Annotated in this window: 15 protein-coding genes; 6 read left to right on the top strand and 9 right to left on the bottom strand. The window is 65.6% G+C overall.

Going from position 1 to position 12060, the window contains the following annotated elements; genetic code table 11:
* Window positions 1–192: 192 nt before the first annotated feature.
* Window positions 193–1062 (bottom strand): ImmA/IrrE family metallo-endopeptidase, encoded by an 870-nt coding sequence (locus tag DFQ59_RS04645; protein WP_114278531.1) that lies wholly within the window; start codon window positions 1060–1062, stop codon window positions 193–195.
* A 2-nt stretch (window positions 1063–1064) separates the two neighbouring features.
* Window positions 1065–1454, bottom strand: a complete 390-nt coding sequence (locus tag DFQ59_RS04640) for a helix-turn-helix domain-containing protein (RefSeq protein WP_114278530.1) — start codon at window positions 1452–1454, stop codon at window positions 1065–1067.
* A 287-nt stretch (window positions 1455–1741) separates the two neighbouring features.
* On the opposite strand from DFQ59_RS04640, the gene DFQ59_RS04635 reads away from it, so the two are divergent.
* The 6 genes from DFQ59_RS04635 to DFQ59_RS04610 all read left to right on the top strand — a co-directional run bounded on the left by DFQ59_RS04635 (window position 1742) and on the right by DFQ59_RS04610 (window position 7051).
* Window positions 1742–1966: a DUF2188 domain-containing protein gene (locus DFQ59_RS04635; RefSeq protein WP_094268472.1), complete on the top strand. Its 225-nt coding sequence runs from the start codon at window positions 1742–1744 to the stop codon at window positions 1964–1966.
* 6 nt (window positions 1967–1972) lie between these two features.
* Complete coding sequence (locus tag DFQ59_RS04630) at window positions 1973–2974, top strand: CBASS cGAMP-activated phospholipase (protein ID WP_114278529.1); 1002 nt, start codon at window positions 1973–1975, stop codon at window positions 2972–2974.
* Window positions 2968–4110, top strand: a complete 1143-nt coding sequence (locus DFQ59_RS04625) for a CBASS cGAMP synthase (protein WP_114278528.1) — start codon at window positions 2968–2970, stop codon at window positions 4108–4110. The genes DFQ59_RS04630 and DFQ59_RS04625 overlap by 7 nt, the downstream gene beginning before the upstream one ends.
* Window positions 4107–5738, top strand: coding sequence for a ThiF family adenylyltransferase (locus DFQ59_RS04620; protein WP_114278527.1), 1632 nt, complete (start codon window positions 4107–4109; stop codon window positions 5736–5738). The genes DFQ59_RS04625 and DFQ59_RS04620 overlap by 4 nt, the downstream gene beginning before the upstream one ends.
* Window positions 5717–6202, top strand: coding sequence for a Mov34/MPN/PAD-1 family protein (locus DFQ59_RS04615; protein ID WP_245937193.1), 486 nt, complete (start codon window positions 5717–5719; stop codon window positions 6200–6202). The genes DFQ59_RS04620 and DFQ59_RS04615 overlap by 22 nt, the downstream gene beginning before the upstream one ends.
* 216 nt (window positions 6203–6418) lie before the next feature.
* Window positions 6419–7051, top strand: coding sequence for a recombinase family protein (locus DFQ59_RS04610; protein WP_114278526.1), 633 nt, complete (start codon window positions 6419–6421; stop codon window positions 7049–7051).
* A 333-nt stretch (window positions 7052–7384) separates the two neighbouring features.
* Here the strand turns inward: DFQ59_RS04610 and gspM are convergent, their stop codons facing one another.
* The 7 genes from gspM to gspG are packed head-to-tail and all read right to left on the bottom strand — an operon-like array spanning window position 7385 to window position 12047.
* A complete protein-coding gene (gene gspM / locus DFQ59_RS04605; protein WP_114278525.1) occupies window positions 7385–7873 on the bottom strand; it encodes a type II secretion system protein GspM in 489 nt (162 codons plus the stop codon).
* Complete coding sequence (gene gspL, locus DFQ59_RS04600; protein WP_114278524.1) at window positions 7870–9090, bottom strand: type II secretion system protein GspL; 1221 nt, start codon at window positions 9088–9090, stop codon at window positions 7870–7872. The genes gspM and gspL overlap by 4 nt, the downstream gene beginning before the upstream one ends.
* Before the next feature lies 1 nt (window position 9091).
* Window positions 9092–10057 (bottom strand): type II secretion system minor pseudopilin GspK, encoded by a 966-nt coding sequence (gspK, locus tag DFQ59_RS04595; RefSeq protein WP_114278523.1) that lies wholly within the window; start codon window positions 10055–10057, stop codon window positions 9092–9094.
* Window positions 10054–10692 (bottom strand): type II secretion system minor pseudopilin GspJ, encoded by a 639-nt coding sequence (gene gspJ, locus DFQ59_RS04590; RefSeq protein WP_114278522.1) that lies wholly within the window; start codon window positions 10690–10692, stop codon window positions 10054–10056. The genes gspK and gspJ overlap by 4 nt, the downstream gene beginning before the upstream one ends.
* Window positions 10689–11084: a type II secretion system minor pseudopilin GspI gene (gene gspI, locus DFQ59_RS19750; protein WP_170142034.1), complete on the bottom strand. Its 396-nt coding sequence runs from the start codon at window positions 11082–11084 to the stop codon at window positions 10689–10691. Before gspI ends, gspJ begins: the two co-directional genes overlap by 4 nt.
* Window positions 11081–11629, bottom strand: coding sequence for a GspH/FimT family pseudopilin (locus DFQ59_RS04580; protein ID WP_114278520.1), 549 nt, complete (start codon window positions 11627–11629; stop codon window positions 11081–11083). Before DFQ59_RS04580 ends, gspI begins: the two co-directional genes overlap by 4 nt.
* Window positions 11598–12047, bottom strand: a complete 450-nt coding sequence (gene gspG, locus DFQ59_RS04575) for a type II secretion system major pseudopilin GspG (RefSeq protein ID WP_114279177.1) — start codon at window positions 12045–12047, stop codon at window positions 11598–11600. Before gspG ends, DFQ59_RS04580 begins: the two co-directional genes overlap by 32 nt.
* Between the last annotated feature and the right edge of the window lie 13 nt (window positions 12048–12060).

The raw sequence follows: 12060 nt of genomic DNA, 5'->3' as shown, positions 1-12060 counted from the left end.
GGCCGACGAAATCCGGTGCTACACCTGCAGCACGATGTGCTCTTGGAGGCAGGAGTTAGGCGGGACCACCTCTACGAAGACCTCGCCCCGAGCCCGAGTGGGGATCGCCCGGGGCCTGCCGCGTGCATCAAAGCGCTAATGAAACATTGATCAAATCCCTGCTCCGGCAAAGATATGATCAGTGTTTCATTTTCAGCGGCGCCTGCTTCGCCCCGGCCATGGCAGTTCTCCTGTCAGCTCAGCCAGGCCGCCATCGTCTTCGACACGTACGCCGAAGCGGTTTACCTCCACCTCTGGCAAATCTTCACTGTCGAACCATAGCAAGGAGATAGTGGTATCGGTGCGCAGGTAATGCCTTGAAAGCTCCCAGAGGTCTAGGCCCTTTTCCCAGTTGTCGAACCAGACGTCCTGTGAAACTTCCCCCGTCTCAGTGGCGCTAATCCCTGAAGAGCGGATTCGGTGAGCCACTGAGCCTACTGGAATTACCGACCGGGGAGATATCCAGGCTCCTGCTTGCCGCAAGGCCGTGGAGCGTGCGGCATACCGCACCGCACCGCGCTCCATAGTGACGAAGGCGCACGGCATATCGCTGAGGCTGGCGAACCTTGACGCCGCTGCGGGGAATGATGTGCCGAACAAGTCGGCCATGTGTTGGATGAGCTCCAGGGAGGGCTCTTCTTTGGGAACAGCGGAGAGCCATTGCTGATAGGGCATCAGCAGTTCAGCGGCAAACGTATCGCAGGCGATCTCGTTCGGATGTCGCTTTGCATAGGACCATGACGGCACCTCGTCGTGACTTGATTCCAAGCCGAGCACGATATGAGCTATTTCGTGGCAAACAGTGAAGCGCTGACGCTCTTCGGTTTCCAGCGAATTCACAGTGATGATGTGCTTCCCGTTCGGCTTGGTAACGGTATAGCCAGACTCCCCCTTGCCAAGCTCATCCTTCTTGACCTTGGCGTTAGCCGCGGTCACATATTGAGACAGGTCTTCTCGGATGCTCGAGACATCGACTCTCGCGACAAACACGCGTGCTCTCTGCCTGATATCCGCCTCTTCCATGTTCAGTCGTCGTCGTCGTCGTCGAAGGCCTTTTTGATTCGGGCGATGAGCGTCGCGGGGTCAGGCCTTGCATTTCCCCGATGCCTGACTCCAGCTGCGGCCGAAAATACATCGATGCTGATCGAGGGATCTTGTAGCACGAATTCAACAAGGCTGGGATCAGCGCCAGCATGGTCAGCCAACCACATCACGAGTGCTGTATCCCTTTCTCCCGGCTTGAGAACCTTCAGCAGCTTCTCAACCAAGTCTTTGGATGGGTTTGTCTTCTCGCCTGTTTCGAGGCGGTGGATATAAGCATGATCGACTGACGATAGCTGGCCGATCTCACGTAGGGAAAGGGTTCTGCGTTCGCGTAGCGTCTTGAGGGCGACGCCTAGGCCTGTCTGCGGCATGAGTTCTGATCCTTGCGGTTGCGGGAAGAAGGGCCAAGCCCTCTGTCGCCTCTCCCCAGCCGGTTGATGTTCAAAGGCGCACGCCGCGCCCAGTTGCACCGGCGCACGTGCTCTGATACATTGTTGTCCAGACAGACAACAGATGTAGGTTTTACGCCTGCCCCTGGTTGGATTGGCCTAGCCTGCCTGTTGTCTGTGCGAGCAACGCATTGTGCTACAGTAGGTGGCCATTAACAACCCAGCTGGAGTGGCTGGGACTTCGATAGTTCCAATGTAGGAGAGCCATCATGGCAGGCAAGAATCAGCACGTTGTTCCGCATCAGGACGGTTGGGCCGTCAAGGGAGCCGGCAATCAGCGGGCGACCTCCGTGCACGACACGCAGCAACAGGCCATTGACGCAGCGAGGGATATCGCACGCAACCAGCAGTCCGAACTCGTCATCCATCGTCCGGATGGCCGTATCCGTGACAAGGACAGCCACGGCAACGACCCATTCCCGCCAAAGGGCTGAAGCACCATGACGGGCATCCCTACCTACCATGTGCTCGCCCTGTCAGGGGGTGGCTATCGCGGCCTGTACACCGCCACGGTTCTCGCCGAACTCGAAACCGTGCTGGGCCGTCCTATCGCTTCGCACTTTGATCTGATTTGCGGCGCATCAGCAGGAGGGATGCTGGCTTTGGGACTTGCTGCGGAAATTCCGGCCCACGAACTCAAGGCACTATTTGAAGAACAGGGCAGCCGCATATTTGGTTGCCGCAGCCTGCCGAGGCGGCTTCTGGGGTTCTGGCTGACCGCAAAGCATGACTCAACAGGGCTGCGAGAGGTACTGACCGAGCGCTTCCAAGGGACCACGATCGGCGACCTGAGGCATCGTGTTCTCGTGCCAGCAGTCAACTACTCCACAGGTCGCGGGCAATTCTTCAAGACACCGCACCATCCGTCCTTTGAACTGGATCACCGCATGAAGATCGTCGATGTGGCGTTGGCGACCGCAGCCGCGCCCGTCTACTTTCCTCTGGCGCGCAACGACCGGGGTGTCTTCGCGGACGGCGGGCTGGTGGGAAACGCCCCGGGCCTGTTCGGGTTGCACGAAGTCAAGACGTTCCTGGCGCCGAAACAGGATGCACTGGTTCGGGTCCTCGCCATCGGAACGATGACCATCGGTGCGACCGTTCGCGGCGGCGCCAGCCTCGACCGTGGATTCGGCAAGTGGCGCGGGGGACTCTTCGACCTCGTGATCTCCGCCCAGGAGTCGTCGGTGGACTACATGCTGCGGCAGGCGTTGGGCAACAACTACTTCCAAATCGACGACAAGGCGACGCCGGATCAAAGCAAGGACGTGAAGGCGCTGGATCGGGTTTCCATTGGCGCCACGAATACGCTGAAGGATCGCGGAAACCACGCGGCGCAGCGTGCGCTCGGTGATCCTCTTTTCCATCCGTTTCGAGCGCACCAGGCCGGCGCACCCATCTTCTATCACGGCCCCAACAAGAATGTTCCGGAGGCCACATGCTGAACTTGAGCCCGCTCTTCTTCACCACCCTTGATGACGAATCCTGCATGCACGACGAGCTAGATCTGGCGCCTGACCAACGCGTCTGGATCGCCAGCGCACGCACTGACGTCAGGGACTGCCTGCGCACAGGCATCCCCCGCGTGCTTAGGGCAAGCGGATATACGGAAGACGTGCCGCAGCCGCGCTTCTTCACACAAGGGTCGTGGGCATACAAGACGCTGAACTCCCCAGCACAACGCCCTCAGCAGGCTGATGTCGATGATGGCTGCTATCTGCCAATGAGTTTCGTCTCGCAGACGAGGCGTCCCAGCACTGCGGCGACGGTGTTCTTTGCCGCTGCGGAAAAAGCGTTGAAGCCGCTGGTCGAGGAAAAGCGGTGGAAGCTTGTCACCGACAAACCGACGTGTATCCGCATCGTCATTGCTGCGTATGCCCACATTGACATCCCGCTGTACGCGATCCCCGATCAAGAATTTGTCAATTTGGCGGAGGCCTCGATAAGGCGCTATGGGTATGACTCTCTGATGGACGCTGTGATCAAAGCGGAGCGGGATTCTTGGACGGCATTGCCTCGCGAGAAGGTTCTCCTAGCCCACCGGGAATGCAACTGGTTGCCATCCGACCCCAGGCCCGTGAAGGAATGGTTCCTAGGCGAGGTGGAAGCCAAGGGGGAGCAGTTCCGGCGTGTGGTTCGTTATCTGAAAGCCTTCCGCGATTGGAGGTGGTCCAGCGGAGGACCTGCATCGATCCTGTTGATGGCTGCCGCGGCCCCGCTCTTTGAGAAACGCGATAGGCGTGACGACCTCGCACTGCTGGATGTCGTCGCGGCACTACCAACCCGCTTGCGCGGAGGAGTGAGCAACCCCGTGGACGATTCCGAATCACTCACGGGGCGACTTGGCCAAGCGGGTGTCGAAGATGCAGCCAAGGCATTCGAAGAGTTTGAGAAGGTGCTTCGCGGAGCAACCGGCGCCGGCAGTACTTCACAGGCCTGCATCTGGATGCGAGGCGTGTTCGGCCCTCGCTTTCCGAACGAACCGGATCGGGTCAAGGTGGTGTCCGTTGCCGCCACCATTGCTGCGGCTCCCGCCACTGCTGGTCCTAGCGAACTTATCGGTCGAACGAAAGCTGGATGAGACGCACCGTAACAGCCGCAGACGTAATCGAGGCCTTCCAGCAGCAAGGCTTCGAGTTTGTTGGCAAGACCGATGACGGCTGGTTCAGGCTGCACGGGCGGTTGACCCCGCCCCAAACGGACAAGGGTTGTCCGTGCGAAGTCGTGCTCGATCCCACGTTCTTCGACTTCCCTCGCATTCGGCTGCTGGAACTCCCTCCTGATCTGCCCGCAGCTGTTCCTCATCTCGGCTCAGATGGGGAGCTTTGCTATCTCGCCAAGGGCACCGTCGTTTTGGACATCTACGATCCTGTCGGACAGTCACTGGCGTGCCTGCAACGTGCGGCCGTCGTGTTCGGGCAGATCATGCAAGGGAAGATGATTGAAGACCTCGCGGAAGAGTTCTTCGCCTATTGGCACGGTTGGTATTGTTTCGTGGACATGCAAGGCAAGGACTTAGGGCGACAGAACTGCATAGTCGCCCAGGCCAATGGATGCCCCTTGTGGTTCATCACCGACAACGAAGCTCGAACAACTGAGAAGCTGAAGTCGCTCGGCTACCAAGTCACTGACAGGACAGTGCTGACTTACCGGGTAAAGACTAGTGCTCAACCCCGCCCTTTGACCAGCCATTGGCCTCCTGAGACAGTCGGGGATATCTTGGCGTGGCAAGGCACCCTTGACCCGCGGTGCCGGCGTAAGATTCACGAGCGTATCAAGGAAGGGGAAAGGGAAAAAGCCAACGGAGTTCTGATCGTCATCGAATCTCCACTAATAACGTATGGTTTTGTGGCTCTCTATGACCGTCAGCGTCAGGCCAAAAAAAGTAAGCTCGCAAATCGCAGGGATTCGAGCTATGGGTTGAAGGCGATGCCCATCTCGGTGGTCAGGATTGATGATCCGTACCTTGCCCAGCGCAATATGCCTAGTTCAAAGACACTTGCAGGTAAGAATCTGGCCCTCGTGGGATGCGGCACGATCGGCGGATATCTGTCGGACATGCTGGTCAAGGCTGGGGCGGGGACATGCGGAGGAAGACTCACGTTGGTGGATTTCGACTGCCTTCTCCCGCAAAACATCGGGCGTCATCGCCTGGGGTTCCCGGACCTGCTGTCGAACAAAGCCGAGGCTATGGCGAAGGAGCTCAATCGCTTGGCACCAAGCGCCGAGATTCGTGCGCTGCCCGTGGATGTCAGGCAGGCCCAATTGGGAGAGCTGGACCTGCTCATAGATGCCACCGGAGAAGAATCCCTCGGGCATTGGCTGTGCGGCCACTATCCGCCTCCGATGCCCATGCTTTCGGTCTGGATCGAGGGGCCAGGAGCGGCTGTTCGTGCACTCCTGAGGACAAACGCATCGGGCGCGTGCTATCGATGTCTTTGGCACAGCAACAGAAGAGGCGGGCTTCGTTCTACCATTGATCCTCTTCCTACCATTTTGGCAGGTCATGGTTGCGAGGGCTTGTATGTGCCATTCCCCGCTGCGGTGTCGGTGAGCGCTGCCAGCCTGGGCGCTGAGATGGCCCTTGACTGGGTCAACGGCGTCTATTCCCCGGCGTTGCGAACTAGGTTAATCGACCGCGCCCAGCGGCTTGCCACACCCGATTGCGATCCGTTGCAGGATCGGGAATGTCCCTTGTGCAATTCATGAGTTCTTGGGCAGCCGACGATAAGAGAACGCTGCTGCATTTCTCGAAGCCCACGTTGGTGACTTTCTGTCAGCATGTTCAAGTCAGTGATTCCGACTGCGAAGCTGGCGGGCTTCTTCTCGGTTCGGTTCACGGAGCCCATATGCTCATTATGCAAGCGACGGTTCCCACGGCATGGGACAAACGGTTTCGCTATCTGTTCGAGCGGATGCCGTTTGGCCACGAAGCCATCGCACTGTCTCGATGGACGGCGAGTCAAGGAACCATCCGCTATTTGGGCGAATGGCATACCCATCCGGAAGACCATCCCCATCCTTCTAGTCTCGATAGATCGGAATGGAACCGTCTGTCGGCCAAACGTCAGGATAGGCGTCCAACACTCGCTGTCATTGTTGGGCGAAATGCCCTGTATATTGAGTTGGTGCCAAGTTTAGGCCAAGGACTAGTATTTTCACCTCTGGAATAGCGACACAACAAACCAATATCGTCCCAGCGTGCCGCCATCAGGCTCGCAGGCAACGCAGTCGCTGGGCATCCGGCACCTTCAATCGCTGACATCGATGGTTCATTTGGATCGGCTAGTTTGAGCCAGCTCATTTGAATCGGGATTGACCCTTTCGCACCCCACGCTCCATACTGGGCTTAGATAGGTATACCCAAAAGAACCCACATAAGGAGCACCATGAAGATCGCCCGCATCTATATGCGTGTGAGTTCGGCCGCCCAGGACCTCACCCGGCAGGAGGCCCTCATCGAGGAGGCCAAGACTGCGGGTTACTACGTGGCCGGCCTCTACCGGGAAAAGGCCTCCGGCGCTCGCGCAGACCGCCCGGAGCTGCTGCGGATGATTGCCGACCTGCAGCCGGGTGAGGTGGTCGTAGCCGAGAAGATGGACCGGATCAGCCGACTGCCTCTGGCCGAGGCCGAGCAGCTTGTCGAAACCATCAAGGCCAAGGGAGCCCGCCTGGCGGTGCCGGGTGTGGTGGACCTTTCGGAGCTGGTGGAGAACGCCACGGGCGTGGCGCGGGTGGTGCTCGAGTCGGTCCAGACTATGTTGCTGCGGCTGGCCCTGCAGATGGCCCGTGACGACTACGAGGACCGGCGCCGCCGGCAGCGCCAGGGAATCGACCTGGCAAAGGCCTCCGGCAAGTACACCGGCCGCCGGCCGGACACCGCCAAACACTCGCACATTGTCTCGCTACGCAGTGGCGGCGCCTCCATCGCCGCGACAGCCAAGGCTGCTCGGTGCAGCGAGAGTCAGGTGAAGCGGGTCTGGGCTCAGCATCTGCGCAAAAAGACAGCCCAGGCGGGATAGAATCCCAGCGCCCGCGACCGAGACCATGGCCGCCCAAGCGGACCTTGTGAGCACCAGAGATGAGCACACCGGACGACGAGCAATGCCGGGACGGATTCGCGGACTACGACGAGGCGTTCATCTGACCTGCCCCCACGATTAACCTCCCGCCTGATTGGCCCTTGACGGTTCGCAACCCTCACCTGTGATCGCTGCCTGGGAGAGCGATAGAGAAGTGCGAGCCCAACTTTCCTGGCGAGAATCTGTCACTCGATGCCGGGATCATCGGCGCCAGACATAACAGAGTACTGCCCTATCAATACCGGGCTTAGACAACAACCCGCCTAGTTCCAGTCATTCTTCCCACTTCAGCACGAGGCGCCCATCGACACGCCCCGGCTGCTCATGGCGCTCCATCGTAATCGAGATCGGCCGGACTCCGTAGCGCCTCTCCAGCGATGCCAGCAGTTCCAGCAGGTCGTTGAAGGGGGCCTTGCGCAGCCACACCCGGACCGTGTCATCCCCCTCGGGCTCGATGCGCTGCAGCGCCTCCCGCAGCGGACTCCCGCGCAGGGCGCCGTCCACCGCCGCGAGAAGCGAAACGCCGGCCGGCCGTTCGGGCTGCATCGTTGTCCCCTGCAGCCGTTTCGCTTCGGCCGCCGCCTGGCGCATCCAGGCAAGCTCCCCGCGCTTGGCCTCCACCTGAAGGCTGAGAGTGCGCACGCCCCCGTCGAGAGGCTCCCAGACCAGCGCGTAGAGGATGAAGCCGGCCACCACGGCCGCGGCGAGGAGCACGCCCGCCTGCTCGCGCGGGGCCAGCGCGGCCCACCACGCACGGATCATGCCCCCCTCCCGATGCGCAGACGGGCCTGCACCCGCTCCCCCTGGGCGCTCGCGGAGACCACCTCGGCCCGCAGTCCCGCGGCGGCCAGCCGCTGCCTGAGCGTGTCCACGGCCTGCAGCGCCGGCAGCTCGAGCAGCAGGTCCATCCGGCCGTCGTCGAAGGCCACCCGCTGCAGCCGGTAGCCTGAGCGGTCTCCCAGCGCATCCGCCGTGAGCTGCAGCAGGCCGAGGAAGCCGCCCTCCGGACGGGCGCCGCGAAGCCTCTCCAGCCGCTGGCTCATCTGGGTGCGGGCGTCCACCACCCGGGTGGCGTCGCTGAAGGTCTCCAGGTAGAGGGCGTCGATCTGCGCCTGCAGGGCCGCCCGCTCGGCGCGCAGCTGATGGAGCGCCGTTGCCTTGCCCGCCACCAGGAGGACGAGCCACAGGGCGGCCAGGGCCGCGGGCAGCCGCCACGGCCGCAGCCGGCGCCCGATCCGCTCCTGGCGCCCGAACGGCCCCTGGAGCAGGTCGAGCGGCGCCTTCGGTGCGCTGGCGCCCGGAGCCAGGAGCGGCAGCAGCTCCCCGGGCCCGAAGCGTTCGACCGGAATCCCCAGCGCCTCGAGCTCGGCCGCGAGCGCTGGCACCGCCGTCCCGCCCAGGACTATCCGCTCGGGCGCCGCGGCGGTCTCCTGGTGGAGTTCGGTCCGCAGCATGTGGACCAGGTTCGGGGTATCCACCACGTAACCGCTCTCGGGACCGGTCCGCACCAGTGTCCGCCCTCCCTCGCTCCACAGCGACCAGGCTCCCGGCTCCAGGGGCAGCGCCAGGCAGTCCGGCAGCAGGCGCTCGACGCGCAGACCGGCGGCGGCGAAGCGGGACAGCCACGCCTCCATCAGTTCCCGCCCGACGACCGCGGCGGGGAGGCTTCCGTCCGCCCCGGGCCGGCCGGGGGCGCAGTGGAGCGACTCCACGTCGTCGGCGAGCCGCTCCTCCAGGGCGTAGGGCAGCGCCGCCTCGCGCTGGCGCCGGGTGCGGGCGGCGAGCCGCACCCGGGTCACCCAGACCCGTTCGCCGGGAACCAGGACGGCCAGCCGCCGCCCCTGGGCCGCCGCGGCCAGCGCCTCGGGTGCGCCCCGGGCCACCGCCCCGTCGATGGCGCCCGCGGCGGACACCTCCACCCACTCCAGCCGTTCCGGGTCCGAATCCGGACACCGCGCCACCACCCACTTTCCGGCCATGCTATTCCGCTCCCATGCTCCGCCGCACCGTCCTGACCCGCTTCCCGGTCTCGTCCCGCTCGAGCAGGGCCTGGTGGCGGGTGAACGCGCCGCCGATGCGCACCTCCGCCGTGAGGAGGAAGTGGCGGCTCGCCACGGACAGCCCCGCCTCGTCCACCGTGCGCCCCGCCAGCGCCGCCTCGGCGAGGAACTCCGCCACGGTTTCGAAACCCGCCTCGCCCCGCGCCGCCACCAGGGCCTCGGCGTCCCCCGCCTCGATGCCCTCGGCGAGGCTCCGCAGCAGCTCCGGCGTGGCGCTGTTGACGTTGATCGCCGCGCGCCCGGGCAGGGCCGCCACGTGGGGCGCGAGCCGTTGGTAGGCCGCCCCGTCGATGCCCGCCACCAGGCGCAGCTCGCTGATGCTGGCCATCGGCCCGTTGGCGGCCCGGTAGGCCGGATCCCGGCCCAGGTAGACCTCGTCCTCCGCCCCGCCGGGAAAGCCCGGCACCCGGTCGGCGTCGAGCCAGTCCACGACCGCCGCCGCCACCCCCGGGTCGATATCGAGAATCCGCAGCAGCCGGGTGAAGCGCGCCACCGCCAGCGGGTCGGGCACCCCGGCCCCGGTCAGCAGGCCGTTGAGGTTGAACCGCCCGCCCAGGTCCTCGATGCGTCCGGCCACGCTCCCGCCCTCCACCGCCACCGGCGGCAGCGCCACCGCCCAGTCATCCCCGGGGACATCGGTCCGGTTCTGCCGCGCATCCCGGAGCAGCACCTGGCGTGCCCACGCCTCGGCGCCCAGCGCCGTGAGGTAGGCCTGGTCCGCCTGCAGGGTGTTGCCCGCCATCCGCGTGTTCAGCAGCTGGGTGGAGGCCATCCCCACCGCCGCCACCGTGGCCACCGCCACCAGGATGAGGGCGGTCACCAGGGCCACGCCCGCCTGTCCCGCGGCGAGGATCCCGCGCCCACGGACCCCGCCGGCCCCGGTCACGGCGCCTCCTCCGGGCCCGCCCCGGGCAGCCGGAAAAGGCGGGTGAAGCGCCCCCACGTCTCCAGCACCAGGGTGAGGCGCACCGCGCGGGGCAGCGCGGACGGATCCGGACCGCCGTCCCGGTCCCGGGGCGGCGGCCAGCGCCGCACCCAGTTCCCGTCCGCATCGAGGCACTCCACCTCCACCCCGCTCACCCCGGCCACCAGCTCCGTGGCCACCGGCTCGCTGTCCTGGGCGCGATCGAGCACCCGCCAGGCGAGGTGCCGGAGCCGCCCGTCGCGGAGCTCGAGCCCGACCCGCCGCAGGGTGCTGCGCGGCCGCCCGGCGGGATTGGTCCAGCCTCCGCGGGTCAGCTCCAGCAGCAGGGCGCCCTCGGCGCCGAGCCGGAAGGCGGGCAGAATGTCGCCGTAGGCGTCGCGCACCGGCCGCGGCGCCGCCTGCTCCAGATCCCGCTGCAGCAGGGCGAAGCTCTTGCGCAGGGCGTCCAGCCGCCGCGCCTGGTCCTCGGTCCGGTCCCGGACCTGGAGCACCTGGTAGACGCCCGCGTAGGCCACGGTGGCCAGCACCGCGAAGACCGCCAGCGCCACCAGCAGCTCCAGGAGCGTGAAGCCGGCGACCGGCCGGGCGCGGCTCATTGCGTCCCTCCCGGCCGGCCGAGATAGGCCGTCAGGCTGCCCACCGGCTCCGCCCCGCCATCCGGCCCCACCGCCACCTCGAGCCGGCGCACGGTGGGGTCGGGCGTGTCGCTCACCCGCATCCGCCAGCGCCACAGCGCCCCGCCCATGGGGCTCACCCCCTCCTGCTCGCCCGGCGCGGGCCACGCCGCCGCCAGCTCGGCCTCCGCCACCACGTTCAGGGCCACCCAGTGGGCCAGGGTGCGATCGCGCAGGTGGACGGCCGCCGCCGCCTGGTCCCCGGCCGCCTTCACCAGCGCCGCCATGGCCACGGCGATGACCGCCAGCGCCACCAGCACCTCCAGCAGGGTGAAGCCCCGCCCCCGCGGCCCGGGCAACCGCCGCCGACTCACGCTCCTGTGTCCTCCGCCGCCAGGGACACCCGGCCGAGGGCGTCCCCGCTCACCCGCCAGCCGCCTGCGGAGGCATCCAGGCGCAGGCTGAAGGGGGTCTGCTCGCCGCTGCCGTAGAGCTCGATGCGGGCCTGCTCCTCCCCGCTCCCGCCCCCCTCCACCGAGAGCGCCACCGCCAGCCCCTCGGGCCAGGCACGGGGCCGGAGCAGCCGGTCGCCCCCGATCGCCTCCCACCCGTTCTCGCCGAAGCGCTCGAACCGGTAGCCCTCGCGGTCGACGCGCACCGCCAGGGGCGCGGGGCCCACCACCGCCTCCTGCCGCGCGAGCTCCAGCAGCGCGGCGAACCGCTCCGCCTCCGCCCGCGCATCCACCGCGCCGCCCGGCAGGCCGAGGCCCGGAACCACCAGGCCCGCCAGCACCCCCACGATCAGCAGCACCACCAGCAGCTCCAGCAGGGTGAAGCCCGCCGGGTGAGGGCGCGGAGCGGTGGCGCCGCCCCGCCCGGGACGCGGGCTACTCCAGGGTCCAGTTGGCGATGTCGGCATTCTCGCCCTCCCCGCCCGGCTGGCCGTCGGCGCCCAGGGTATAGAGGTCGAAGTCCCCGTGGCTGCCGGGATTGAGGTAGAGGTAGGGGTTGCCCCAGGGATCGCTGGGCAGGCGCCGGACATACCCCCCAGCCTTCCAGTTGCGCGGCTCCGGCGTGCCGCCCGGGCGCTCCACCAGCGCCTCCAGCCCCTGGTCGGTGGTGGGGTAGACGTAGTTGTCCAGCTTGTAGAGGCCGAGCGCACTCTCCAGCGCCCGGATGTCCTGGCGGGCCTTCACCTGCCGGGCCTCGGCCGGCCGGTCCATGATCCGCGGCACCACCAGGGCGGCCAGGATGCCCAGGATCACCACCACCACCATCACCTCGATGAGGGTGAAGCCGGCCGCCCGGCGCCGCGTCGCGTCTCGCCTTCCGTTCATCATGTTCGACAGG

Source organism: Thioalbus denitrificans (assembly GCF_003337735.1).
Lineage (GTDB): Bacteria > Pseudomonadota > Gammaproteobacteria > DSM-26407 > DSM-26407 > Thioalbus > Thioalbus denitrificans.
This window is presented reverse-complemented; position numbering and strand designations above follow the sequence as displayed.